The 25,487-nt window shown below is 42.0% G+C and carries 25 protein-coding genes and 7 tRNA genes; 20 read left to right on the top strand and 12 right to left on the bottom strand.

From position 1 onward, the window contains the following. The first annotated feature begins 58 nt into the window (after window positions 1–58). The 4 genes from Q9R24_RS01035 (at window position 59) to Q9R24_RS01020 (ending at window position 3,717) form a co-directional block, all read left to right on the top strand. Window positions 59–703: a hypothetical protein gene (locus Q9R24_RS01035; RefSeq protein ID WP_253174311.1), complete on the top strand. Its 645-nt coding sequence runs from the start codon at window positions 59–61 to the stop codon at window positions 701–703. A 22-nt stretch (window positions 704–725) separates the two neighbouring features. After that, window positions 726–1,691, top strand: coding sequence for a D-glycerate dehydrogenase (locus Q9R24_RS01030; protein ID WP_311203525.1), 966 nt, complete (start codon window positions 726–728; stop codon window positions 1,689–1,691). 116 nt (window positions 1,692–1,807) lie between these two features. Beyond that, the gene (locus Q9R24_RS01025; protein WP_213032099.1) at window positions 1,808–3,250 is read left to right on the top strand and encodes a M48 family metalloprotease; all 1,443 of its coding nucleotides are present in this window, start codon (window positions 1,808–1,810) and stop codon (window positions 3,248–3,250) included. Between the two features lie 107 nt (window positions 3,251–3,357). After that, window positions 3,358–3,717, top strand: coding sequence for a hypothetical protein (locus tag Q9R24_RS01020; RefSeq protein WP_005107293.1), 360 nt, complete (start codon window positions 3,358–3,360; stop codon window positions 3,715–3,717). A 69-nt stretch (window positions 3,718–3,786) separates the two neighbouring features. Here Q9R24_RS01020 and Q9R24_RS01015 read toward each other — a convergent pair whose 3' ends face one another. Both Q9R24_RS01015 and rpsU read right to left on the bottom strand, forming a co-directional pair. After that, entirely contained in the window at window positions 3,787–4,233 is a 447-nt protein-coding gene (locus Q9R24_RS01015; protein WP_004280076.1) for a GatB/YqeY domain-containing protein, read from the bottom strand. A 33-nt stretch (window positions 4,234–4,266) separates the two neighbouring features. After that, on the bottom strand, window positions 4,267–4,482 hold the full coding sequence (gene rpsU, locus Q9R24_RS01010; RefSeq protein WP_001136722.1) for a 30S ribosomal protein S21: 216 nt from the start codon (window positions 4,480–4,482) through the stop codon (window positions 4,267–4,269). 147 nt (window positions 4,483–4,629) lie between these two features. On the opposite strand from rpsU, the gene tsaD reads away from it, so the two are divergent. From tsaD to Q9R24_RS00995, 3 genes are all read left to right on the top strand, one after another. Beyond that, window positions 4,630–5,646, top strand: a complete 1,017-nt coding sequence (gene tsaD / locus Q9R24_RS01005) for a tRNA (adenosine(37)-N6)-threonylcarbamoyltransferase complex transferase subunit TsaD (protein WP_311203524.1) — start codon at window positions 4,630–4,632, stop codon at window positions 5,644–5,646. Between the two features lie 204 nt (window positions 5,647–5,850). Further along, complete coding sequence (locus tag Q9R24_RS01000; RefSeq protein WP_311203523.1) at window positions 5,851–6,810, top strand: sensor domain-containing diguanylate cyclase; 960 nt, start codon at window positions 5,851–5,853, stop codon at window positions 6,808–6,810. A gap of 487 nt (window positions 6,811–7,297) precedes the next feature. After that, window positions 7,298–8,344, top strand: coding sequence for a hypothetical protein (locus Q9R24_RS00995; RefSeq protein WP_311203522.1), 1,047 nt, complete (start codon window positions 7,298–7,300; stop codon window positions 8,342–8,344). Window positions 8,345–8,445: 101 nt separating this feature from the next. Here the strand turns inward: Q9R24_RS00995 and Q9R24_RS00990 are convergent, their stop codons facing one another. Then, window positions 8,446–8,859 carry a DUF6176 family protein gene (locus tag Q9R24_RS00990; protein ID WP_311203521.1) on the bottom strand — a complete coding sequence of 138 codons (414 nt, stop codon included), beginning with the start codon at window positions 8,857–8,859 and terminating at the stop codon, window positions 8,446–8,448. Continuing rightward, entirely contained in the window at window positions 8,849–9,721 is an 873-nt protein-coding gene (locus tag Q9R24_RS00985; protein WP_004280026.1) for an ATP-binding protein, read from the bottom strand. The genes Q9R24_RS00990 and Q9R24_RS00985 overlap by 11 nt, the downstream gene beginning before the upstream one ends. Before the next feature lie 188 nt (window positions 9,722–9,909). On the opposite strand from Q9R24_RS00985, the gene Q9R24_RS00980 reads away from it, so the two are divergent. The 9 genes from Q9R24_RS00980 to Q9R24_RS00940 all read left to right on the top strand — a co-directional run bounded on the left by Q9R24_RS00980 (window position 9,910) and on the right by Q9R24_RS00940 (window position 13,805). Then, on the top strand, window positions 9,910–11,421 hold the full coding sequence (locus Q9R24_RS00980) for a DUF3336 domain-containing protein (protein ID WP_005246731.1): 1,512 nt from the start codon (window positions 9,910–9,912) through the stop codon (window positions 11,419–11,421). Then, on the top strand, window positions 11,408–12,229 hold the full coding sequence (locus tag Q9R24_RS00975; RefSeq protein ID WP_311203520.1) for a protein kinase domain-containing protein: 822 nt from the start codon (window positions 11,408–11,410) through the stop codon (window positions 12,227–12,229). The genes Q9R24_RS00980 and Q9R24_RS00975 overlap by 14 nt, the downstream gene beginning before the upstream one ends. Before the next feature lie 107 nt (window positions 12,230–12,336). Continuing rightward, window positions 12,337–12,421: transfer RNA gene (locus tag Q9R24_RS00970), tRNA-Leu, on the top strand. 35 nt (window positions 12,422–12,456) lie between these two features. Then, window positions 12,457–12,530: transfer RNA gene (locus tag Q9R24_RS00965), tRNA-Trp, on the top strand. Between the two features lie 39 nt (window positions 12,531–12,569). Next, a tRNA-Leu gene (locus Q9R24_RS00960) sits at window positions 12,570–12,654 on the top strand. A 367-nt stretch (window positions 12,655–13,021) separates the two neighbouring features. Continuing rightward, window positions 13,022–13,107, top strand: a tRNA-Leu gene (locus tag Q9R24_RS00955). Between the two features lie 380 nt (window positions 13,108–13,487). Beyond that, window positions 13,488–13,572 (top strand) — tRNA-Leu (locus Q9R24_RS00950). A 35-nt stretch (window positions 13,573–13,607) separates the two neighbouring features. Further along, a tRNA-Trp gene (locus Q9R24_RS00945) sits at window positions 13,608–13,681 on the top strand. A 39-nt stretch (window positions 13,682–13,720) separates the two neighbouring features. Next, window positions 13,721–13,805: transfer RNA gene (locus Q9R24_RS00940), tRNA-Leu, on the top strand. A gap of 152 nt (window positions 13,806–13,957) precedes the next feature. Here Q9R24_RS00940 and Q9R24_RS00935 read toward each other — a convergent pair. Continuing rightward, window positions 13,958–14,161 (bottom strand): hypothetical protein, encoded by a 204-nt coding sequence (locus Q9R24_RS00935; protein ID WP_004280022.1) that lies wholly within the window; start codon window positions 14,159–14,161, stop codon window positions 13,958–13,960. Between the two features lie 433 nt (window positions 14,162–14,594). Here Q9R24_RS00935 and Q9R24_RS00930 point away from each other — a divergent pair, with 433 nt between their 5' ends. After that, window positions 14,595–14,867, top strand: coding sequence for a hypothetical protein (locus Q9R24_RS00930; RefSeq protein ID WP_213687141.1), 273 nt, complete (start codon window positions 14,595–14,597; stop codon window positions 14,865–14,867). 240 nt (window positions 14,868–15,107) lie between these two features. Here Q9R24_RS00930 and Q9R24_RS00925 read toward each other — a convergent pair whose 3' ends face one another. From Q9R24_RS00925 to Q9R24_RS00915, 3 genes are all read right to left on the bottom strand, one after another. Next, on the bottom strand, window positions 15,108–15,509 hold the full coding sequence (locus Q9R24_RS00925; RefSeq protein ID WP_311203519.1) for a YkvA family protein: 402 nt from the start codon (window positions 15,507–15,509) through the stop codon (window positions 15,108–15,110). A gap of 501 nt (window positions 15,510–16,010) precedes the next feature. Beyond that, a complete protein-coding gene (gloB, locus tag Q9R24_RS00920; RefSeq protein WP_311203518.1) occupies window positions 16,011–16,745 on the bottom strand; it encodes a hydroxyacylglutathione hydrolase in 735 nt (244 codons plus the stop codon). Window positions 16,746–16,862: 117 nt separating this feature from the next. Continuing rightward, complete coding sequence (locus tag Q9R24_RS00915) at window positions 16,863–17,450, bottom strand: flavin reductase family protein (RefSeq protein ID WP_311203517.1); 588 nt, start codon at window positions 17,448–17,450, stop codon at window positions 16,863–16,865. 118 nt (window positions 17,451–17,568) lie between these two features. Between Q9R24_RS00915 and Q9R24_RS00910 the strand changes: the two genes are divergently transcribed. Next, window positions 17,569–18,390, top strand: a complete 822-nt coding sequence (locus tag Q9R24_RS00910) for a PhzF family phenazine biosynthesis protein (RefSeq protein ID WP_253137738.1) — start codon at window positions 17,569–17,571, stop codon at window positions 18,388–18,390. A 144-nt stretch (window positions 18,391–18,534) separates the two neighbouring features. Beyond that, entirely contained in the window at window positions 18,535–21,306 is a 2,772-nt protein-coding gene (locus tag Q9R24_RS00905) for a pitrilysin family protein (protein ID WP_311203516.1), read from the top strand. A 66-nt stretch (window positions 21,307–21,372) separates the two neighbouring features. Here the strand turns inward: Q9R24_RS00905 and Q9R24_RS00900 are convergent, their stop codons facing one another. The 3 genes from Q9R24_RS00900 to Q9R24_RS00890 all read right to left on the bottom strand — a co-directional run bounded on the left by Q9R24_RS00900 (window position 21,373) and on the right by Q9R24_RS00890 (window position 23,258). Further along, window positions 21,373–21,633, bottom strand: coding sequence for a hypothetical protein (locus Q9R24_RS00900; protein WP_159123777.1), 261 nt, complete (start codon window positions 21,631–21,633; stop codon window positions 21,373–21,375). Between the two features lie 34 nt (window positions 21,634–21,667). Further along, window positions 21,668–22,738, bottom strand: coding sequence for an amidohydrolase family protein (locus Q9R24_RS00895; protein ID WP_311203515.1), 1,071 nt, complete (start codon window positions 22,736–22,738; stop codon window positions 21,668–21,670). Window positions 22,739–22,856: 118 nt separating this feature from the next. Beyond that, window positions 22,857–23,258, bottom strand: a complete 402-nt coding sequence (locus Q9R24_RS00890; RefSeq protein WP_004280011.1) for a DUF3144 domain-containing protein — start codon at window positions 23,256–23,258, stop codon at window positions 22,857–22,859. Between the two features lie 111 nt (window positions 23,259–23,369). On the opposite strand from Q9R24_RS00890, the gene Q9R24_RS00885 reads away from it, so the two are divergent. Beyond that, complete coding sequence (locus tag Q9R24_RS00885) at window positions 23,370–24,002, top strand: hypothetical protein (protein WP_311203667.1); 633 nt, start codon at window positions 23,370–23,372, stop codon at window positions 24,000–24,002. 22 nt (window positions 24,003–24,024) lie between these two features. Here the strand turns inward: Q9R24_RS00885 and Q9R24_RS00880 are convergent, their stop codons facing one another. Next, a complete protein-coding gene (locus Q9R24_RS00880; protein WP_311203514.1) occupies window positions 24,025–25,479 on the bottom strand; it encodes a CYTH and CHAD domain-containing protein in 1,455 nt (484 codons plus the stop codon). Between the last annotated feature and the right edge of the window lie 8 nt (window positions 25,480–25,487).

Below are 25,487 nucleotides of genomic sequence, written 5' to 3'. Positions count from 1 at the left end.
GGCAAAGCACAGGCAATCCGGCTAAAATGTTCAGCCTGAAATTGGTGATGATGAAAAGATGATTGGGCATCAGCGTGACATACTGGCAACATTAGGAATCGATCTCTGGATTCCTAGGGACAGCGCATGTCAGCCGCACCAGGTTTCGATCTGGCGTGATCAGGCTGCACCTGAATTTCACACCGATATCGTCTTACCACAGCCTGCTTCCGTAGAGGCGTTGGCTGATCTACCGATTCCTGAGCCAGAGCCAATTGTTACGCTTAAGGTTGATACACCACCTGCGGCACCGACTCACATTGCACCTGTTCAGGAACAGCGTGAAATCGTACAAATCCCGCCATTCAGTTTGCAGGCTTTAAGTCTGGCACATTGCAGTATCGTGATTGATGCAACTGCAATGACCGAAGACACCCAGAATTTATGGGGCAATATCCAGCGTGCAGTCCCAGGTGAGTTTCATGAGCTGAACTGGCCATTTCCCTGGGCCAATGTTCAGGATGGACGTGGTGTAGAATCCTATATTCAGGGTTTTCTGGATGGAATGAGTGCAGAGAAAAATATTATTTTCCTCGGGCCTGTAGCGCATATATCAAATACGAAAATGATCCAGTTGGCATCTTTACAAGAAATGCTGGATCAGCCGATTCTAAAAAAACGTTTATGGCAGTTTATGCAAAATAGGACTGCCAGTCTGGAATAATCTTGCTGTGGAATAAAAATAGATGAAACAAAAAGTGGTTGTATTTAGTCAAATTGATACTGATATTCAAAACAAGCTGGAACAAAATTATCAGGTTAGTTATATACAACCGAAGCTAGGCGATGTGAATCAACAGCTTTTGCAGCAGGTTCAGGATGCTGATGGCATGATTGGCGCAGGGCGCTTGTTGAATCGCGATAATCTGGCCAGTGCCACCCGGTTAAAAATTATCTCCAGTGTCAGTGTCGGTTATGACAACTATGAACTGGATTATTTAAATGAAAAGAAAATTTATCTCAGTCATACGCCGCATGTACTGACTGAAACCACTGCTGACCTGGCTTTCATTTTACTGATGTCAGCAGCACGCAAAGTGGCTTACCTGGATCAATGGACCAAGCAGGGACAATGGCAGCGTACCGTGGGCGAAGCACAATTTGGTATGGATATTTTTGGAAAAACCCTCGGAATTATTGGTCTCGGTCATATTGGAGCTGCAATCGCACGTCGTGGTTTTTACGGTTTTAATATGAATATTCTGTATCATAATCGTCGGGAAAAACCAGAACTTGCTCAAGGGTTGAATGCGAAATATTGCCAGCTTGAGGAACTGTTACAGCGTTCTGACTTTGTGGTCGTTGCAGTAGATTTGAATGCGGATTCTAAGGCGCTGATTGCGACAGCGGAATTGGCTAAAATGCAATCCCATGCAGTATTGGTCAATATTTCACGTGGCTCGGTCATTGATGAACAGGCATTAATTTCAGCTTTAAAAGCCAAGCAGGTTTTTGCTGCCGGTCTGGATGTGTATCAGAAAGAGCCGTTAAAGGAATCGGAATTATTCCAGTTGGATAATGTGGTTACATTGCCACATGTGGGTTCGGCCACTGCAGCCACCCGTAAAAAAATGGCAGAACTGGCTTATCAGAATCTTGTTGATGCCTTGGAAGGACGAGTGCCCCGTTATGTGGTCAATCCGGAATTTTAAAATGCATCTGATTCGTCGTTTAAATGGTATTAAAAAATAACATTTTCTTGCGTCTCTGCTCATTGTTCAATGCTATATTCAAGATAAATTAGATCGGCAGGATTAGAGATTTTTCATTGAAACGATTGGCGCTGGCGTGTGGCTTAAGTCTGTATATGGTAGCAGGGCACGGCTCTAACCATGATTTTAATCAAGTAAATGTACAATTTTCTGTGCCTGATATTGGTACAGGCGTCGGCTTACTCGATCAACAAAAAGAAAAAATGATCGGTGAAAAAGTCTATCGTGAAGTGCATAAACAAATGCCGGTCCTGCAAAATCCATGGCTTGAAGATCAGTTGCTTTCAGTATTTTCTCATATCCTGAGTCAGACTCAATTGCAACAGCCGATCGGTTTGCTGGTCATTAATGATCCCCAAATTAATGCTTTCGCCGTACCGGGTGGCCTCTTTGCACTTAATGCTGGTCTGATTAATTCAGCCCGAAACATGGATGAAGTGGCAGGAGTGATGGCGCATGAAATTGCACATGTCACACAACGTCATTACAGTCGCTCTCAGGATGCATTTAAAGGGCAAGGTTTACTGGCGCTAGCCGGAATTCTCGTCGGTGCTTTGGTCGCTTCTCAGGCAGATGGCGATGTCGGCACAGCGGTCATGATGGGTTCACAGGCAGCACTTCTGGATAAACAGCTTACCTATAGCCGTAATCAGGAGCGTGAGGCAGACCGGATTGGTATGCAATATATGTATCGTTCCGGTTATAACCCGCATAGTATGGCAGATTTCTTTGAGGTCATGCATCGCTCGACCAGCCGCTTAAGCTTTCTGCCGGATTTCTGGTTCACTCATCCACTCACCACCGAGCGTATGAGTGAAGCACGTTTACGTGCCAACCAGCTTCCTGCGGTGAAACGCAGTCTCAATGACCAAGACTTTGACATTATCAAGTGGTATAGCAGGGTATTGTCTGGTCAGACCAATGCAGAGCAGCTTATCCTGATGGACCGGCAAAATAATTTTGCAGGCCAGCTTGCCTTAACTGCCTATCGAATACAGCAAAGTGATTTCCAGGCCGCGCAGGCCACTTTAGATCGAGCAAAAAAGCATAACCAGATGCATCCTTTACAGGTTTTATTCCAGACTGATATTTATTTAGCTCAGAACCAGCTTGATGCAGCTTTGGAAAGTGTAGCGTCAGCAGCGCGGATCATGCCGGAAAATCGAGCGCTCAATTATAAATATGCAGAAGTGCTGATTCGCGCCAAGCAACCCGATAAAGCAAAAGTTTTAGTGCAGCGATTTCTAAATGCCAATTCACGGGATGTCAGTGGCTGGCGACTAATGCAACTGGCTGCCAATGCAGAGCCAGATTCGCCGATTAAGGCTGCTAATGTGCTGCGCTATCGTGCAGAAGTAGAATATTGGTCAGGATATGAAGAAACTGCCATCAAATCATTATTACATGCACAGCGTAGCGTAAAGAATAATCAATCTTTATCGTCCACCATTCGCCAGCGTCTGAAGCAGATGCAGCAGGCACATCAATATAAGATTTAAAGCTGAACTGGGTTTTAAGTTTTTGTATCAGGATGATATAGCAAGAATATATTCAATCAGGCTACAATCTTTTTGAAAGATCAGCGTGAATCAAACTGAAGCATAATATGAAAAAAATACTATTGGGCGTGTGTCTACTGGGGTGGAGTTATGGGGTTTTTGCTGCGAGTGCAGTTGAATATGTAGAAGCAATAGAACGAATTAATGCGGATTATAAAAAGGAATCGCGTCAGTTTTTAAGTGGTTTAAATCCGCAGCAACAGGGATTTAGTCCTGAGCAGAATGCAAAATTTTGTGGAATTGTAGGACGTTATGTTGATCGTTTATATCAGGCCGCTGACCAGAATCGTCCTTATCTGGATCGTCAGTTTCAAAATATGAGTAAACGGGATGTAATTGTAGAAGTGAAATCGTCGAAAGAGATGCAATTACTTAAGCGTTATCAGGTCGATTGTAATTTGCAATGAGAATACGTCAGGAACTGTCTTTGATTAAAGGCAGTTCAACGTTAAAGAGAAAATGCTAGAGAGTATGGATTAAGCAAGTTGCGCTTTGATTTTGGCGGAAACTTGTGCAGGATCGGCGCGCCCGGCTATGAGCGGACGCAGAGAATTCATCACCTTACCCATATCTTTCATGCTAGTAGCTTGTTGCGCTGCAATAGCTTGCGCAATCATGGAATCAAGTTCTTCCTCAGTCATAGCTTCTGGTAGAAACTGAGACAAAATCTCAATTTCGGCTTGTTCCTTACTAGCTAAATCATCTCGGCCAGCGCCTGCAAAGGCTTTAACCGATTCTTTACGTTGTTTAATTTGTTTTTCAATGACCGCAAGAACCTGAGCGTCGTCAAGTTCTTTGCGCTCATCGACTTCGATTTGCTTAATTGCTGCCTGTAGACTACGAATGACCGTCAGCTTGGACATTTCTTTGGCACGCATTGTTGCTTTCAAAACATCCGTGATTTGGTCTTTTAAAGTCGTCATTATTTATTCCAGGCAATCAATCACAAATTAATCTTAGTAAAGGCGAGTTGTACGTACTGATTCACGCGCCAATTTCTTTTGGTAGCGTTTAACAGCAGCAGCTTTTTTGCGCTTACGTTCTTGAGTTGGTTTCTCGTAGAATTCACGCTTACGTACGTCAGCAAGAACACCCGCTTTTTCGCATGAACGTTTGAAACGACGGATAGCTACGTCTACTGGTTCGCCTTCTTTCAATTTAACTTGTGGCATGAAGAATCCTCATATCAGTTAGGGTAAGATCTCGGGCTGAATTGCCCTCAATCACAAGTGAAGGTCAGTATTTTACTCATTTACATCTCATACCACAAGTCTATAATAGTTGCTGCAATAGAATTGATACAGGTTATAGGCAGTTTAATGATCGTTTTAGGCTTGGAAACGTCGTGTGATGAAACAGGACTTGCGCTGTATGACAGCGAGTTGGGTTTGCGCGGACAGGTGCTTTATAGCCAGATTAAACTGCATGCAGAATATGGCGGTGTAGTTCCAGAGCTAGCGTCACGTGATCATGTGCGTAAACTGATTCCACTCATCAATGAGCTGCTTGAACAGAGCGGCGTGAAAAAATCAGAAATTGATGCAGTCGCATATACCCGTGGCCCGGGTCTGATGGGCGCACTCATGACCGGTGCATTGTTTGGTCGTACTTTGGCCTTTGCGCTGAATAAACCCGCAATTGGTGTGCATCATATGGAAGGTCATATGCTGGCACCTTTATTGTCAGAAACTCCGCCTGAGTTTCCATTTGTCGCATTGTTGGTATCGGGTGGACATTCTCAGCTCATGGCTGCTTATGGCATTGGCCAGTATGAACTCTTGGGTGAATCCATTGATGATGCGGCAGGCGAAGCATTTGATAAAGTCGCGAAGATGATGGGTCTGCCGTATCCGGGTGGCCCGAATATTTCCAAACTGGCAGAGCACGGCGATCCAAATGCATTTGCATTCCCGCGACCAATGCTGCATCAAGGTTTAGAATTTTCATTCAGTGGTCTAAAAACCGCAGTTTCTGTACAAATGAAAAAACTCGGTGATGAAAACCGCGATGCCGATATCGCTGCCAGTTTTCAGGAAGCCATTGTCGATACTCTGGTGAAAAAGTCGGTGAAAGCACTGAAGCAAACGGAGCTTAAACGCCTGGTGATTGCGGGCGGTGTTAGTGCCAACAAGCGTTTACGTGAGCGTTTAGAAGCAGATTTAGCCAAGATTCGTGCATCTGTTTATTATGCTGAACCTGCACTCTGTACAGACAATGGTGCCATGATTGCTTTTGCGGGCTATCAGCGTCTCAAAGCAGGACAGCATGATGGCTTGGCTGTGACGACAACTCCACGTTGGCCAATGACGGAACTGACTAATCCGACTGAGGCATAGATTTCAGGCTTGAAGAAAAGAGGCTTAGGCCTCTTTTTTATTGTGAATTTTTAAATGAAAACTTATAGCAACGGTATGTTGTAAATATATAGTTTTATAGCTGTATTTAGAACTCTTATATTCTATTGAAACTGGAAAAATAGTTTAATAGCTTAAGTTGATATCATGCATATTTTTACAGGTTTGCAGCAGAGGCAATCTCGAATGGAAAATATAAATTTCAAAAGTTTTCAGGATGCTGGAGAGGCGGTGTTAAAGTTTTTGCATCAGCATTTTGGCTTTAATTTATGGATGATCACCCGGGTAGAAGGCCAAGACTGGATTGTGCTGCAAAGTGAAGATCATGGTTATGATATACGACCCGGTCAAGTGTTTCAGTGGGCTGATTCTTTTTGTTCTCATATGGTCGCAGGTAAGGCCCCGAGAATTGCCCCCCGCTCTGAAGAAATTCCTTTATACGCCACAGCGCCGATTAATCAGCAGGTCTGTATAAAATCTTATATTGGTCAGCCACTCCTTAAAGAAGATGGTAGTTTGTTTGGAACGCTCTGTGCGATTGATCCAGAAACCAAATCGGAAGCTATTGTGCAAGATATGCAACTGGTCGAGTTGTTGGGACAATTGCTCAGTTCGATCTTGCAGGCAGAATTACGTCAGAGTGAGCAGATAAGACAGCATGAATTATTGCAGGAAGAAGCCAGTAAAGATGAATTGACCGGGCTCTATAATCGCCGTGCCTGGGAAAAACTGCTGCGAGCAGAAGAAGAGCGTTGTAAGCAATATGGTCATCCCGCCGCTGTATTATTTATTGACCTAAATGACCTAAAAAAGGTGAATGATAGTTTGGGTCATGATGAAGGTGACAGGCTGATTCAAAATGCGGCTCAAGTATTACGAGATAATGTACGGATCAACGATATTGTTGCCCGTTTGGGTGGTGATGAGTTTGTGATTCTTAGCGTAGAAAATGATGAAACGGGTACTAAAAGTTTAGTGGATCGTTTAATTAATGCCTTTGCAGCAGCAAACATTGGCGCAGCGATTGGTATGGCGATGCGTCATCCGAGTCAGGGCTTATTTGCAGCGCTCGCACAAGCGGATCAGAACATGTTTGAATATAAACGTCGGAAAAAATCCAGTGAATCCGTGAGCAATCTCAAATAATTTCTGCTTAAAATTTTCTGTAAATGATTAAGTATCTCATATCATAAAAATGATCATTTTCTATGCTCTAAAGTCATCCTATCTTTCAATATTCTCTTTCATAATCATGAATGAAAGTTGAACATGATTCTTCATAAAAAGAAAATTCAATCCATCTTTAACTTAACAATTACAAATTTTATAAGCTTTGTTGCAAAGTTAATCGATCTAATTAAATGCGCTTTAAGTGTGTTGAAAAGCGACTCTGGTAAGGAACAAGATTCAAATAAACACTTCATTTCTTATGATAATTGTTGTTTGAAATATACATTAAAATTACAGAACCAAAAATTTCTTTGTTAAAGATAAAGCGATATCGAAGGATAAAGCTGGCTGCCAAGAAAAAATATCACCGGCAGAAATAGCATTTGAGCTGTTCAGTTTCGAGAAGGCCAATCTTTAGTGATCACCAAATAAAAATGCAAAGAAATTTTAGGGAATAAATTTTATGAAAAAGCAGATTTCTATCTTTGGACTTGCTCTTGTTTCGGGTTTAATGAGTGCCTGTGGCGGTGGTGGGGGAAGTAGCTCAGACAGTCCTACTGTCACTACACCTCCAAATGTTCCTAAGGAAAGTATTTCCCCTGAGCTTTCAGAGGAGTTTGTCCCGTTTGAAGATCAGGATATTGTAAAGAAAATTCGCGATAAAATTTCCGGAAATACCAGTAATGATACCGACTATAATGTTGCTCTAGGTCACATGATTGGAGAAGTATTCGCAGATTATCCTTATGGGCGTACTGCACGTATTATCAAAATTTATAATTTGGGCATCAATAGTATTAAATATCCAAATCTGATCTGTTCGGAAGTCAATACCATTGGTTCGGTCAAAACCCTGAAATTAAAAACAGATAAAGATAACTGTATTATTCTGGATAAAACTTACCGTAAAGGCTCAAACATTACTCAGACGGTGAATGGTGACACAACGACTTTAAGCTTTAGCAATGTCCGTTATGGTTCAAATGTAGATTTTAATCTCAAGGACGACTACCTGATTTCTGGCACAATTGTGCATCGTAAAACCAAAAATAACATGGGGCAATCCGAATCTTATCAAATCGATCAGTTGGAATTCCAGCGTATCGCCGAGACCGGTCAGGCAGGTACTTCTGGAATCGCGTTTGATACAAAGAGCAAAGAATATCTGCAGGTGCGTAATTATAATTACAGCTTGGTCGATGATTATGGCAGTGGCAGTAATGGGATTCGTACCTTAACCAGTCGTGGTACGATTATCGGTCAGCCTGATCTGGCAGATTATCGTTACAGTTTTGATTTTAATACCACGACACCATTTAAAATGGATGAAACCGTATTAAATAACTATAAGCATTTGCCAAAAGAGGGCGTGCTTAGAATTAAGGACAGCGATGATCAGGTAATTGAGGTCAAACAGAACCAGCCTGAATCATTGAAGGCTACTGTTTATTTCAATGGCAGTGAAATTGATGACCTGCTATGGTCTACTATTATCGGTGATAAACAATAATTCGAGATGTCAAAAAAGCCCTGTATTTCCAGGGCTTTTTTTATTATTGATTGGGGAGAAGTCTTTATTACAAAACTATTTTGAATAGCCGTGCTAATAAATCAGGTAACTGTAGCATCCAATAACAATTCGGCGGGATAAACCGCTTGCCATGAAGTTTTAAACTGTTTATGCATTTGGTCAATTGGGAAAGTACTGAGTTTTGCAATATTTTGCGCTTTTTGAATATTGTCGGCGCGCATATATGCAATCAAATAGTCCTGACCATGAAGTTGCAGATAAAACCAGGACTCGACATGAACCTGTTCAGCCTTAAGCGTTTCAATTATTTCGTCTTGACGTGCTTTCAAAGTACGCTGCCAGTCATGAACTTGCTGCATGTGTAAGGGCTTAAGTTGAATGAGAACTGCGCCGACATCCATAATTTTAATTTTCTTTTGAGTATCATCATTATATAAATGATTTATATGAAAAAAGAGACCTGAACCGGTCGCTTTTAAGTTGTTAAGAGGCATTTAGTTGGGTTGAACCAATCCAGTGCTTGGAAAACTGATAGGCAGCACGTCCTGAACGTTGACCGCGTGCCTGACACCAGCGTAGGGCTTCAGCACGGGTTTCTGGCGTGAGTTCCATGCCTGCCTTTTTGAGGTAATGTTCGACAATTTCCAAATACAGGTTCTGATCCATTGGATAGAAAGACAGCCATAAACCAAAGCGGTCAGACAGTGAAATTTTTTCTTCAATCGCTTCCTGAGGATGTAATTCAGTATATTGCGGCACATCAACTCGGGTAACGGGCGTATTTTCATGCATGAATTCGGGTAATAAATGACGACGGTTACTGGTCGCATAAATCACAAAATTGCTGGAACCGGATTGTAAAGAGCCATCTAAAACACTTTTTAAACTGCGATAATTTTCGTCTTCGGCATTAAAGGCCAGATCATCACAGTAGACAATAAACTTCTCTGGACGCTCTGCAATGAGTTGCTGAATTTGAGGCAGATCGGATAAATCATCCCGTTCGATTTCAATTAATCGTAACCCTTGATCTGCATACTCGGTGAGTAGGGCACGAACAATGGAGGATTTACCCGTACCGCGTGAACCGGTCAGTAAGACATCATTGGCAGGTAAGCCGTTTAAAAACTGCAACGTGTTCTGGATGACTTTTTCTTTTTGTCGCTCAATCCCTTTTAAATCGGCCAGTTCCATCTGTCTAAGCTGATGAATAGGTTTGAGTTCACCATGTTGCCATTTATAGGCATGAGCAGAAAAATCAGGAATTTGTTTTAGTTCGGGCAGACTTTGCTGAAGTTGCTGCAGAACAGTCGAAAGGGCATTTAAAATATGGTCAGGTAACTCAATTTTCGCCATGATTTAACATTACAGATTTAAAATTATGGCTAAGATAGTACCATTGCAAAATTCACAGTCAAAGCCAGAAAAGTATGATAATTTGCTTAAAGTAGAGAATTTTCGTTATTGTAGAGGATAGAAAATTTGTACACATTTTCTGGCTCTGGGTACGAGGTGTATCAAGAATAAATATAGGGAAAAGGCAGATGCTGTTTAAAGATTTTACTCAGGATATTAATCCACATCAGGCCTATCGTATTAAAAAGCTCAAGCAGCAGCTGCAACAGGCTGAGTCCTATGAGGAATGGAAATATATTGCCCTGAAAATAGATGAAGAATCAGGTGCACAGGAATGGAAATTTGATAACAGTTCACCCTACTTTGATGCAGAAGTGATCGCACATCGTCTGGGTAAATTACGACGCTATCGACAACAAAAGCGCACCCGTGACCTGATGTATATTTTGCGCGAAGGCCTGAGCTACGATATTGCCAACATTGCCCATCCTCTACTGTTTACCGAAGCCTATGTGGGCACTAAAAGAATTATTGAAGATTATGTCGAAGAAGTCAGCCAAGGCTTAGCCTATATTGCTTCAATAGATTGTACCTGTCTCAGTATGGAAGAAAAAATCGAATATTTTCAGCATTGTCAGCGCGCCTATGGCCAGCCAGCCCTGATGTTTTCCGGTGGTTCGACGCTGGGTCTGTTTCATACTGGTGTATGCAAAGCCTTAATGGAGCAGGACTTGTTGCCGAAGGTAATGTCCGGTTCAAGTGCGGGTGCCATCATGACCGCCATGTTAGGTGTATCCAAACCTTCGCAATATATTGATATTTTGAAAGGCCATAATTTCTTTCATGAGGCTTTTCATTTCCGCACCATGAGTGAATTGATGAAAGGTAATGGTGGTCTGGCAGATGTAAAATATCTAAAAAAATTTCTGGTCGAAAATCTGGGTGATCTGACCTTCGAAGAAGCACTCAAAACCTCAGGTCTGCATATCAATATTGCGGTTGCACCTTATGATGCTGGACAGGATGCACGCATTTTAAATGCCTATACTTCTCCGGATTTGCTGGTCTGGAGTGCGGTACTGGCGTCTTGTGCGGTGCCGGTTCTGTTTCCACCGGTTCGTTTGACCAGTAAGCGCTATGATGGTCAATATACGCCTTATATGGGTTCAACCCGCTGGGTGGATGGCAGCGTGCGCAGTGATTTTCCGCAGGAGAAAATGGCACGCCTGTATAATATTAATTATACCATTGCCAGTCAGACCAACCCGCACATCGTGCCATTCATGCAGGATGATATTTCACGTTTCCGTAAAGGTACTTTGAGTTGGCCACAACGAATTGTTCGCCGTCAGGGCGCGGTGATTACCAAAGGAATGATGGATTTTGCCCGAGAGCATGCCGGAAGCTTACCTCCTGTACGCCGTCTGCTGGATCATGGCTATGGTGTGGTGGATCAGCGTTATTATGGTGATGTGAATATTGTCGGTAAATATAGCCTGCGCCACTATAGCTATATGTTGCAAAATCCGCGGCCATATCTGTTTAAAATTTTACAGCGTGAAGGCGAGCGTGCCACATGGCCGAAAATTTCCCTTATTGAGACTCAGGAACGGGTCGGGAAAACTATTCAGCATTGTCTGGAGCTGCTAAATTATCAGCATACACTTAATCCAATACCTGAATACATTGCCACGACTTAATTTAGATCATCTCGATACTTTTGATTTTGAACTGCGAACCAAAGCCCGTAGTCTGGGTTTTGGTCGACGTCTTTATTATGCTGGAGGGCATGCGCTGTGGTTAAAAACCCAGATATCACATAGATCTGATAGCTTACAATCATCTCCACATGCTGAACTAGGCTGGCAATATGAGCTGGATTTTTATCAGGTTTATGCTGGTTCAAGTGAACTGACTTTTTTCCTTCCGCATCAAATTATTCAACAACCTTTCAAGATCAATCATGAAAACTTTGAAAAGGCCTTGATTCTGGTCGATGCGCCGGCGCATTTTCAGATCATGCCGCATCAGCAATCCATCACGCAAATTCGGCAACATTTGCTGCAAACTGTGGAGCCTTTAATCTGCCTGCAAGAATTGGGTTATTTGCATGCCGATTTAAAGCAGGAACATTTTGTAAATAATCAGGGCAGGGTCTGCCTGCTTGATTTTGAGCATGTCCAAATACTCCATCAGAATGACCTGCATGAACTGAATGCGACACCGCGTTATATGGCGCCGGAACTGTTCCAAGGCCAAGCCAAGAGCCTACAAAGTGAAGTTTATGCTTTGGGTGTTATTTTTTATGAGTGGTTGAGTGGTCAGCGTTTACAGGCGACAGATTATCTGGATTGGGCCTTTTTGCATTGTCAGCGTCTGAAAGTTGAGTTACCGCAGCACTTACAGGCTTTTCAAGGCTTATTAGAAGAAATGTTAAGTAAGCAGAAGCAGCATAGATTTGCCGATTTCAAAGCTGTTAAAGATTACTTAATGACTGAAATTGAATGAGAAAAATACAATAAAACTCGGATTGTTTCTTATTTAATCAAACGAGTGTTTTTTTATGATAAACGGCTTGTCAGCTGGAAATGATCTCTATAATATACACAGCCATTGGGGACGTGGCGAAATTGGTAGACGCACTGGATTTAGGTTCCAGCGCCGCGAGGTGTGAGAGTTCGAGTCTCTCCGTCCCCACCAATCAATATTTGAGTAACTGGATATTGGGTGGAAGTAGAGGATTGGTGTAATGGTAGCATGACGGTCTCCAAAACCGTTCGTCAAGGTTCGAATCCTTGATCCTCTGCCAAAGTTTGAAAGAAATCCAACGCTAAGTTGGTACCCTGATGGGGACGTGGCGAAATTGGTAGACGCACTGGATTTAGGTTCCAGCGCCGCGAGGTGTGAGAGTTCGAGTCTCTCCGTCCCCACCATCATATTAAAGCAAGGCAAATGCCTTGCTTTTTTATTGCCTGAAATTTAAGGTCGGTTTTTTAGTACCAGATTTTTGCTGTCATGGTTGATGAACATCAATGCGTTCTGGATTTAAATTCTCCAGCGAATGATCATGCAAGGGCAGAACTTTAGCAAATTTCATGGTATTGCATGCAATCTGCATATTGAATAATTTAAATGTCATATGGATCAGTTCCATTGTATTCATCAATTTTATATGTTGGTCTAAATAGAGCATTATTTGCTCAATAATGAATTAACTGCTTAATTTTTGATATAAAAGTATTTAGCTTTTTGCAGAACTACTTGTGAATCAGGTCTGATCGCTATAATATACACAGCCATGGGGATATGGCGGAATTGGTAGACGCACTGTGTTCAGGTCGCAGCGCCTTCTGGGCGTGAGAGTTCGAGTCTCTCTATCCCCACCATCATATTAAAGCAAGGCGAGTGCCTTGCTTTTTTATTGCCTGAAATTTGGTAAAGCTGTTGTTATTTATGCGGTATTGTATTCTGATTTCAAGCACTGGTTCAGACATTATTTATCAATAATAGTTTCAGTATTCTGAATGCCTATGTTGATCAAGATTAGAAATTCATTTGAGTTTTAATTTAAAATGCTGGAATTGAATCGAAATGATTAAAAATAACGAATGGGCAGTCATATCCTAAAATGAATCAAATTTTCGGCAGAAATTTTATAAAAAATTAAAAAATAGAACTAACTGTTTATTTTATAGCGGAATAGATTGTGATTGCTTGTAAAATCGCTTGTCAATGTCGGTCTATCTCTATAATATACACAGCCATTGGGGACGTGGCGAAATTGGTAGACGCACTGGATTTAGGTTCCAGCGCCGCGAGGTGTGAGAGTTCGAGTCTCTCCGTCCCCACCAATCAATATTTGAGTAACTGGATATTGGGTGGAAGTAGAGGATTGGTGTAATGGTAGCATGACGGTCTCCAAAACCGTTCGTCAAGGTTCGAATCCTTGATCCTCTGCCAAAGTTTGAAAGAAATCCAACGCTAAGTTGGTACCCTGATGGGGACGTGGCGAAATTGGTAGACGCACTGGATTTAGGTTCCAGCGCCGCGAGGTGTGAGAGTTCGAGTCTCTCCGTCCCCACCATCATATTAAAGCAAGGCAAATGCCTTGCTTTTTTATTGCCTCAAATTTACTAAACAAAGAAAAGCCCATCGAAATGGGCTGAATAACTGGAGAATAGCGCTGTTGAATCAGTGGAAAGATTAATTTATTTTTCTTCTCTTAAATAGAAGCAATCAGGCTTTTAAATGATCTTCAAATTCCTCGCCTAACTGTAGTGCCAGAGCATTACCTGCCAGATCACAGGTCACCAGGCCATATTCTTTCTTGAAGCTGAAACTGAAACCACGATCATCCGCCAGGGTGCGTACCGAATATCCCAATTTTTCTAACCATAGTCGAAATGCAATCAAATTTTTCGCTTTAACCACTTTTTTCACGAGATCACTCCTTCATCATTGTTAAATCTTAAATAAGGGTGAAAAATTATCTTTTAAAGGGCAAATGCCTTTATTTAAATTAATTTAAATGAATTTGTGTATATAGTGAACATCGGTTGATTAAGAAAAAATCAATTTAAACGTTAAGTAAATGATTTTTATCATATTGAATAGGTTGTAACTAAATATTAAGTTTTTATAAGCTATAAATTTGGATAATTAATTTTCTAATTCAATAGCTTATTAGTGAAACAGGTTATTTCCTAATTTTATCAATCGTATGAAATAGAAAATTTCAGATCTAGAATGAGAAAATTAAAATCCAATCGACTTATTTATTAAAAGAATACCGGCTGCTGGTTTTCTGATCTTCAGCTCGATTTGCATGCTTTATACTGTCTGAAATGTAATTCTCAAACTGAATACCCGCACCATGACTGAATTAACCATTGAAGACTATGTGAATCAGCAAATTGAATTAATGCAGCAGCAGGGACTTGATCCGGTTGCTGTGATGTTGGGACATGAAGACTGGTTGAGCTTTAGTATTCAGTCGAAAGTGGCCTATACGCCTTTCGGCAGTGCCCGTCGTTATCAGCCTGCTTTAGGTGGCTTGCTACTGGTACGTATTGATGAAATGCAGGCGGTGCGTGTCGTGACTCAAGGTGAACTGGATGCTTATGCACAAAGTAACCAGATTCTTTAACATGGCTTTAGGCGACAGATACGTTGTCAGTTTTAGTAAATAGAATCCAAGAAACTAGTTACTGCTATCCTACATATCATCATTCGGGATCGACATGGCCAATGTCACTTTTAAATTTGTACGACAGAACTAATGTCATGCTCTGAAAGCAGACATTTTATTTCTATTTTGGTTTACAGTTTAATTTTGAATAATGCCCATTATATTAAATGGGTGCAAATGAGAGAGGGTATTTAAATCTCACTTGTCAAAAATAGACAGTATAGACAGTGAATCGTTCATGAAGTACATGGTTAAATATCCCAATACTACAAGCCATATCAGGATAATAATTCCTGCGGCCCAACAGTTTATAGGCCTTTCAACTAAGGTTTCTGCAAGAATTCTACAATCATCTATAATGTTTTGTGGGGTAAGCTTGATAACTAATAAAATACCTAAAGGTACAATAATAATATCGTCTAAATACCCCAGTACGGGAATAAAATCTGGAATTAAATCAATTGGTGAGAAGGCATAGGCAGCAATAATTAAAGCTAAAAGCTTTAAAGAATTGGGCGTTCGCTTGTCTTTTGCAATAAGCCAAACAACCAAGATGTCTTTTTTGATTGATTTAGCCCATTGTTTGATTCTTTGATACATAGCAAATATTAAAAGAACTATAGAGATTTAATCATAAGAGAGTTTTCTTAAAACAATATAGATTTTTATTATCCTATTACGATTTTCTAAAATTAACATAATACACGTTATCCGAAATTCTATTTTTTATTATATATAAATCATATCTTTATAGTTTTTAAAAAGCCCAATTCAAGTGAATTGGGCTTTTTAAATAATTTATTAGGTTCCATGCTGATTATTTAAGCAATGTTCCACGAATTTCTCCAATTTAAATCAATATCATACTGTTATTTATAAGTCATTATTTCATGTGTTGGAACTGAAATTAGTTCCTAAAAAATAGGAGACGTGGTTGATCATAAAAAAGGAAAAATGGCTCAGAAAGACATTTTTTAGATGGAGGATCAACGTGTTCCGACTTGTGCAAAAGTTGTACGTGCCTTTCAATGACATTCTATGCATCGCAAATGACAAATAAATAAAGTCGGCTGAAGCATTATCTTCAGCTTTGAATCCGGTTTAAAACTGATCTTTCAGGGTTCTTAAACGCTGGAATTCTTCCACGCTTTCTGCACGTAGAAAAGGATTGGTTTGCAATTCATCTTCAATACTACTTGGCAGTGTGCACTGGCCTAACATACGCAAACGCTCGATCTGCTCGAAGCGTTCCAGAATTGCCGAATTGTCCGGTTCAACGTGTTTGGCAAACTGTGCATTTGACAGAGTGTATTCATGAGTGCAATACACCTGCGTGCGCGGCGGCAAGGCAGCCAGACGGGACAGAGAATGATACATCTGTTCAAATGTTCCTTCAAAAACCCGGCCACAACCCATGGCAAATAAGGTATCGCCGCAGAACAGCACATCAATTGCATCAATAAAATAAACAATATGGCCGAGTGTATGCCCGGGTACAGCAATTACCTGGATATCTATTCCATGAAAATTAAACTGTTCTTCATGCTTAAGCGGATGGGTGATAAACGGAATTTTGCTTAGTTCTGCCCGTGGGCCATACACAGGCAGATTTTTTCCTTGGATTAACCCCGGCACACCGCCAATATGATCTTTATGCCAGTGAGTCAGCCAGATTTGACTTACAGTTAAACCGTGTTCGGCACAATAGTCTTGTACCAATTCTGCTTCGGTTGGATCAATCACAGCCACCTGATGCGACGCGGTATGTTCAAGCAACCAGATATAATTTTGCAGTGAATTCTGGACATCAATACAGTGAATTTTAAAAGGTATCATAACGCATCAGACCAAATGAGGATTATGGATAAAGTAGCATAATTTCGGATGCTCTGGTGCTGGTTGATATCATCTGATCATCCGCGATTACTTTCATTTATTCCAAATTTGAAAAATTTATAATTCCGGATCATCAATGCTCACCGCATTGCCGATGGTGTAAAAATGCCCGCCGGCTACATGATGAATACTTTTCCACTCTTCAGCCACTTCATGATAATGCCAGTGGCCGTCGCGGAAGACCCGATCATCGGCATAGGCTGCAATCACCTTGCCAATAAACAGGTCATGCATTTGCTGGTTATGCGGCTCGGGAATCAGTTCGCAAAGTATCCAGGCCGCACAGCCTTGTACTACAGGAATATCCGCATCAGGAAAATGAAATAGTTCTACTCCGGATTGTGCCAGTTTGTCCGGCACATCATACAGGCTCTGTGTGCCCAGATGATAGACCATATTCAGCTGTTTCAGTGTCGGAATTTGCAGCGCGAAATAACCTGATTTTTCAATAATATTTCGGGTTTTGGTACTTTTGTCCAGAACCACGGTCACTTTGGCAGGACTGAATTCCAGTGCGCATGCCCAGGCCGCTGCCATGACATCTGTATCCTGCTGGTCTTGAGCAGATACCAGCACAGTAGGTCCATGGGTAATCAGACGATAAGCTTTTTCTAAGGGAACGCTTTGAAGATGGGAGTTTGTCATGCAACACCATTTGCTCTATTTATTTAATAGGCCAGATTAATGAGATCATTAACATATTCAAGTTTATTCTTGCAAAAAAGCTTTTAAACTAGAGATCGGGAATTCAGGAATTCAAAAAATGAAAATGTACCAAGTGGATGCGTTTACTACAGAATTGTTTAAAGGCAATCCAGCCGCCGTAATTGTGCTGGAGGACTGGCTTGAAGATGGTCTGATGCAAAATATCGCCTTGGAAAATAATCTGTCGGAAACGGCTTTTGTTAAAGTTATGGAGAGTGACAATTATGCGATCCGCTGGTTTACGCCAACCAAGGAAGTGGATTTTTGTGGCCATGCGACATTGGCCAGCAGTTTTGTATTATTCAATCAGTTTGGTACAGGGAAAACGATTCATTTTCATGTGAAAGATTTTGGCATCTTTGTGGTCCGGCAGGATGCGGATGGCAAGATCAGAATGAACTTTCCAATCCGTCGTGCAGAGCCTGTTGCTGAATATCCTGAGGCCTTAAGACAGGCCTTAAATAAACCATTTAAACAGGTTTATCTGAACGCGCAGGGCTATATTATTGAATATGAATCGGTACAGGATGTGCTGGATGAAATGCCTGATTTTGAACTGTTGAAACAGTTGAATGGCAAGCGTACAGCCATTACTGCTCAGAATACCTTTCTAGATGTCGTAATCACCACACAAGACATGCAATATGACTGTATTTCACGTTATTTTGCACCGAGTAATGGCATCAATGAAGATCCGGTAACCGGTTCGATTCACACCGGAATCGCGCCGCTCTGGGCCGAGAAGCTTGGTAAAAATGAACTGGTCGCCTATCAGGCATCAGCACGTGGTGGGGTATTGTATTGTGCCTTGCAAGATCAGGAACGAATTGAAATTTCCGGTTATGGAAAATTATATATGCAGGCTGAAATTTATCTATAATTTTTATACTTACATAGATATACATGTCGTCAGGTGAGGCGGCATGTTATTTTGATGATTCGGCTTGGAATAGATTATTCAGAAAAAGAATCATTCTCTAAGATGGGCGCGAATAAAAATTTATATTTATAATTTGGATGAAGAATGTTGCTACGTTATAAAAATTTAAGTCTGGCGATTGTATTGTCTGGCTGTAGTGTACTAAGTTTTGCACAGCCTGTTTTGGTGAAAACGGAACAGAATATTGAAGAATACCGACTGGATAATGGACTGCGCATTATCCTGGCACCGAATGATAAAGAAAATAAGATTTTTATGAATACGGTCTATCTGACCGGTTCCCTAAATGATCCTCAAGGCAAGGGTGGTCTAGCGCATCTGCTGGAACATTTGGCCTTTAAAGGCACTGAAAATGTCAAAGGGGATGAATTCCAGCGTCGACTGGATCAATATACCCTGATGACCAATGCCAGCACTGATTATTACTCGACTAAATATACCAATGTGATCCGTCCTGAAAAAACTGCGCTGAGTGAAGTTATTTTGCTGGAAGCCGAACGCATGGACAAGCTGGTGCTTCAGGAAAAATATGTACCGACTGAAATTGATATTGTAAAACGCGAGCGTGAAATCCGGCTGGACCAGCCATTTTCGGTATTGATCGATCAGGTATTTAAATCGGCCTATGGTAATCAGTATTTAGGCCGTTTGCCGATTGGTGATCTGAATGAACTGCAATCTATCAATATGCAGGAACTAAACCGTTTTTACCGTCACTGGTATGCACCCAATAATGCCTTCATGGTGATTTCGGGTAAGTTTGATAAGGCAGAGGTATTAAAACAGCTGGATACGCATTTCAGTCCGATTCAATCCCGAAATGTACCAGCGCAAGTGAAAGTCCCAGCGCTTAAACCGGAACAGATCAAACAGCGTGAATTTACAGTAAAGAAAGGCAGTGATCTGGCTAGGTTTAATATTTATTTAAACCAATCAGAAGAAAATATTAAAACGGCTTTGGCTGTTTCGCCAACGCTCTATACTTTGCAACCGAGTGGACATCTCTATCAGAGCATGGTGGAAACTGGTAAGTCAACTGCGGTGCAATCCAGTACGTGGCTTGATAAAGACTTTAATCTGGTGTTTATGGGAGCAATCTATGCACCGAATCATCAGCCACAGGATATTGAACAAGGCCTGATTCAAGGCGTAGAACATAGTCAACCATTTACCGAGGCAGAACTGAACCGGGCTAAAAATCTGACCCGAAATCAGGCCGACAATATTAAAAATAGTGCGACTGCTTTGGGTTCACGTTTAAGCGATTATGCAGTGGCGTATTCGGGTGACTGGAACCAGTATTTTAAAGATCTAAACGCGATTCAAAACCTGAATGTGAATCACATCAATCAGGTCTATAAGAATTTTTTAAAACCTGAATACCGTATTTCTGGCAATATTTTACCGACACCGGAAGATCAGAAAAAAGCGCAGGAACTGGCACAAACAGAAGCACCGGCAAAAACTCTGGATCAACAGGCTGAAGCAGAAGAGCCACTGAAAGATGTTAGTGTTTATCAGGCTGAAGTGAAGCAATATGTACAGGAATCCAAGCAATATCTGTATAGCAAGGATCAGCAGATTCAGCGTGGCAAGTTGAAAAATGGCATTAAATATGCACTGTTTCCGACGAATACCCGCGATGACAAGGTTTATGCCACAATTTCACTGGATTTTGGTACCGCTCAAAGACTGATGAATAAAGGCGAGATTCTGGACCTGACCGCTTATTTAATGTTGCGCTCATCGAAAACTCAAAGCTTGCAGCAGATTGCCGATAAAATTATTGAAGTAGGCGGTTCGGCGACTGCTGGTGCATCCGGTAATGGCCTGACCTTGCAGATCAGCGCCAAAAAAGAAAAGTTTGAAGAATTTTTCCAGTATGTGGTTGATGTGCTGAAAACCCCGGCATTTGAGCAAAGCCAGTTTGACTTGATCAAGGGGCAGACTTTATCCAGTCTGGATCGTCCTTATACTGAACCAGATACGGTGTCGAGCTTGACGATGGCGCGAACTCTCGAGATCTATCAGCCTGGCGATCTGCGTTTCCATTTCGAGCCTGAACTGGCCAAAAAACAGTATCAGAAAGCGACTCGCGAACAGGTTGTGGCACTGTATCAGCAGTTTTTAAAAACCCAACATGCGCAAATCGCGGTTACGGGCGAATTTAATCCGAAATCGATGCAAAATGTACTGAAAAACAGTTTTTCAGACTGGAAAGCTGCACAGCCTTATGAGCGTCTAAAATCGGAATATCGGAGCTACCCAGCCCAGAAAATTCATGCTTTGTCCGAGCAGCGTGAATTCGGAAGTTATGAAGCATTCATGAGTATGCCGGTCGGTGCAGATCATGCCGATGCACCTGCATTACAGGTATTTCGTTATATTCTGGGTGATTCACAGTTATCGTCACGACTGGCACAGGAGCTACGCGAGAAAAATGCACTGGTCTATGGTTTTAGTGCAGATGTGCAACTCGATGAATGGGCAGATGTGGGCGCCATGATGATTAGTGCCAATTATACGGCTGGAAAATCCGCACAGGTTTCCCAAGCAGTGCATAAGGTACTCAATGAACTGCTGACACGTGGCGTGACTGAACAGGAAGTCGAAGCGGCAAAAGCCAGTATCTTAAAACAGCGTTTAACTGCACTTGAAGATGATCGTCGTATTCATACTATGCTGATTCCACAGCTGGAAAAAGACCGTAATCTGGTTTACCGGGAAAAACGTGATCAGGCGATTGCTAAACTGAATAAAGCTGATATTGATGCCATGATCAAAAAATACATCAAGCCGGACCAGCTGGTTGAAGTGATGGCTGATCAGTATGGTAAGCAAGTTAAAACATCATAGTGTTGATAAAAAAAATCCCCTCAAATGAGGGGGTTTTTTTATTTACCATATTATTAAAAGCCCAATTTAAGTAACTTTTCTGGTGAACAGGATTCCACCTAAAACACCAGATAATACAGCGCAGGGCAAGCTCCACCAGAAAGTGGCAAAGAGAAAAAGGAAAATACCACCTGATACCAAGATTGATCCTAAAGCGATATCTTTATTAAAGGGTAAGTGGATCATATGTTGGTAATAGTAGGATGCGATTCCACTAAAACAGATCACCAAGCAAGTATATAAAAGCTTTTCTGACAAGGGACTAGCGATCATTTCTTCCCAGAGCATATGTATTTTCCTCCTTTTTTAAGGATCCAGACTCTTATTCTTCTAATTTATAAAACGCTTTAGCATTTTCATAAAAGATCGGCTTTAACGCATTTTCATTGTAGTCCTGTACAATATCGCTAAAGGCATCAATAATGTTGGTGAGTGAGCTGCTGACACTGTCCATTGGAAAGTTGGATGCAAACATCACGCGTTTAGAACCAAAGCAGTCTAAAGCATGCTGGATCAAGGGAGTTGCACGTTCCACTAATTCCTGTTTACTTGCCAGCCGTTTCTGCTGATGAAAATCATGACCTAAAACGGGCATAAACAGACCAGACATTTTGGTCGATACATTCTGACATTCAGACAGTTCTGTCAACTGATCTTTCCAGTCTGCAAATATCTGGGCGCGATCTTGTTCGGTCTTGCCTGTAGCTTTGCCCACCTTGCCAAATAAACCTGCGGGCGTACCCAGATGATCCAGCACAATAGGGGTGTTTGGAAAGTCTTTGGCCAGCGCAGTAACATCCGCAATCTGGGGAGAATATACCCAGGCATCAAAGCTTAAATCTTGCTTGGCCAGTTCCTCAAAGCCTTTCAGAAAATTTTTGTTGCGATAGAGATGCGGTTCATTGGTCCAGGCATGAATCCCTTTATCCGGATGTACCGCAGCCATTTTACGGATGCCGCGAAACTTGGGAGAAGCTTCTCGATGTAGTTGAATCAGTTGCTTGAAGTTCTTCTGTCGTGGGTCCGCCGTGGCGACAATCCCACCTAGCCGGATATTATGCTGATCAAAAGGAAGTCCGGCGATAAAATGGGTTTCATCCACCACGCCTGTACCTTTCTGATCATGCCAGCTGGCTTCGACATGTACAATTTGTTCGATTTCGTAATGCCCAAGATCTTTCTTGTAATTCGCAGGCAGATAAGGGGCGGTCAGATGCTGAGTCAGTCCAATGGTCTCAATTACATCTTTAGGTTTTAGCAGCCGCACCATTTTGTCCAGCAATCTGGGGTGCTTGCCGAACAGCTTGACCGCGAGCGCTGCCGCATGTGGCGTGTTATACGGATCCCATTGGTGGATATGAGGGTCAATGATCGGGAAGGGAAGTTGCTGCATGCTATGCCTTGTTTTCGTTTATTTATTATTCAATTTATATAGTGCTTAAATCACTTTAAAGTCAATATGATAAATGACAGCAAATAAAAAAAGCCCCGCGGGGCTTTTCGTATTTTAATCAATGATCATGCTTGTGATCATGGTTATGCTTGTTGGCATGAAACTCTTCATTGTGACGGAAACGTAAATAGTTTTCGAACTGTTCACAGTATTCATCATAGTTATCTTCCAGCATCATTTGAAATTGCTGCAAGATATAAGACATGACCTGATCTTTGGCATCGCGCATTTCATTCCCATCTTTAAAGTTATTCGCTGCCACCCAGGTATTGAAACGGGCAGTACCAAATAACATCGCCGCACTGACTTGACCGCGCTTATCGCTCGGTTTTTCCTGTGAGCCTTTTTCTACGCGACAAAACTCGTTGGCTTGTTGAATAAATTCATCAGCACGTTCAAAGAATGCCGCATTTAACGCTTCTTCTTCGGTTACATCGGTTGCTTCAATCTTTTGAACCATGAATTTGTTCCTAACACTAAAATCTCAATCGTTAATTATAGGCAAAGCCTTGCAGAAACTAAACCTTTGCCTTAATCTAAAAAATAGCCTAAGCATATAAAAGTGAATGCCATGCAGGATGCGATTGCAGTACAAAGCCTAAAAAGTGATATTGCCTTATTGCGCCAGAATATTTGGCCACCAGCAAATCTAGCCAATGTTGAAGGCTTGCCGATTTATTATGGCAGCCAGTCACAGGTAGATGAATACTATAGCCAGTGGCTCGGGCTGATTGAAAGGGCACAGGATCTGTTTCAGCCTTTTATGGAAGATGAAATCTTGGATGCGATCCATCTGCCGAGTTATTTAAACTTGCCGCTGTTTTATTTTCATGTTGACCGGATTCGCATTAATAAAACCCGCGCCAAGGAATCCAAAACTTTTCGTGGGGTCGCCAGCCTGATCGAAAAATGCGGCCAGTTCGAACCCGAGCAGATTGCAGCCATGCGGCAGTGGCTTGATAGTGACGATACTGCAGCTTTGGTGGCACACCGTGAATTTGTGGATTTACGCACTTATGTGTTTCAGCATGGCCAGAGCGAATATACGCGCACCCGTTTTTATGTGAATGGGATTGTGCTGAGTGTTGAGCCACATTTTGAACTGGTCGATGCACGCGATAAGCCACGCAAGCAACGCAGCGACAGTTATAACGATCCTCTGGCAGACAATAATACCTGGAAAGTATTCGGCAAATATCGCTAGCACAGTTTGACCAAGCCCGGTCTTACCAGAAGGGCTTGGTATTTTCTGCAAACTGCTGTAAACGCTCTGCTGCTTCACTCGACAAACGCTGCTGTTCCGCACTTATCCAGCCCAGCACAAACCAGGCCTTGGCCTGTTGTTTGACATAAGGTCTGAATAATTCGTCTGCTACAAACAGATCGTTATAATGCCCGAGGCTTTCCTGCAAGGGTTTTAAGGCTTTTAGATAGGCTTTAACCTCTTTTTCAGGAAACAGGCTTTGTAAGAATTCTACGTTATAGCGTAGGCGTTTGACCCGTTTGCGTGTCCGATGCCGGGATTCAATATCCAGTTCTTGATAGTTCTCGGCATCCTGACAGATTTGCTGATGCAGCTTGCTCAGGCCTTTACATAAAATCTTATGAGAAGATTTGGCTTTGTTATCCGTTTTTTCTTGGCTAAAGCTGAACAGTTGCAGCATTAGTTCTACGGTAGCAGGACTTCTGAACAGCGCACTGATATCTGGCTGTTTTTGTCGGTGTGGTGGTAATTTCAGTAAGGGGGAACCTGCTTTTTCTAGTTGTGGAATCAGGCTTTCTGCCAAGGCATCACGATCTCGGGTAGAACCCAGTTGCTGAAAAATATCCCGCAGCTGTTCTGGCCATTCTGGCTGTACATGTTCGGTCACGGACTGGAAAATTTTAAAGGCACTGCGCAAACGCCGAATCGCGACACGTGCCTGATGCACATGATCACTATTATAATTCTCGGCAGCAATTGCAGTAGCATTGGGGAAAAGATGAGTCAGGCAATTGGCAACAATCTTTTGCAAAATCGTACTGATCTGATCTTTCTGTTCAAGCACTAAGGGAAGCTGATGCTGAACCGGCAGATTCTCTTCGCCATGTAATAAGGCATAACCGCGTTCCGATTTGCTCCGTGTATCCAGCCACAAAGCATAACACTGAACCCAGGGCTGAATGAAATCAATCAATTCACTCAGCTGGCCGGATTTAAGCTCAAATTCGACTTCATAAATATCGATGGCTTGATCATTGTGTCGAATTTCTCCGACATCAAAGGCAATTTCAATCTGACTGTCCAGATGACTTTCTGTCAGGACATAGCGTACGACATCAGTTTCAAATTGTAAAATGAGTGGTGTCTCTAAATCACCGAGCGCCTGTTTTAGGATTTTTTTCGCCGGTTTATGTTTGCGATATAACTGAAAATCACAATGTTCCGGAGGACTTTTTAATTCATGCTCAAGTTCAAAACGTTCAAATTGTTGTTCAGTCGCTGCTTTCAGGGTTTGAATCCATTGCTGGTCTTCCAGACGTTGCCGCAGGGCAATCTGATGTTGTTGTAATTGTTGCGCTTCAGTATCAAAGTAGCGTGCACACAGACGATGCCGAGTCGGCTGAAGTTTCTGAATGTCCTGTTCAAATTGTACACGAGACTGTGGCGGAATCTGGAATTTGAGTTCTATTTCTGCCATCGGGTCAT

The organism is Acinetobacter sp. RRD8 (assembly GCF_031844225.1).
In the GTDB taxonomy this organism is placed as follows: domain Bacteria; phylum Pseudomonadota; class Gammaproteobacteria; order Pseudomonadales; family Moraxellaceae; genus Acinetobacter.
The sequence above is the reverse complement of the archived record's forward strand: the minus strand, read 5'-3'. Positions and strand labels throughout refer to the sequence as shown.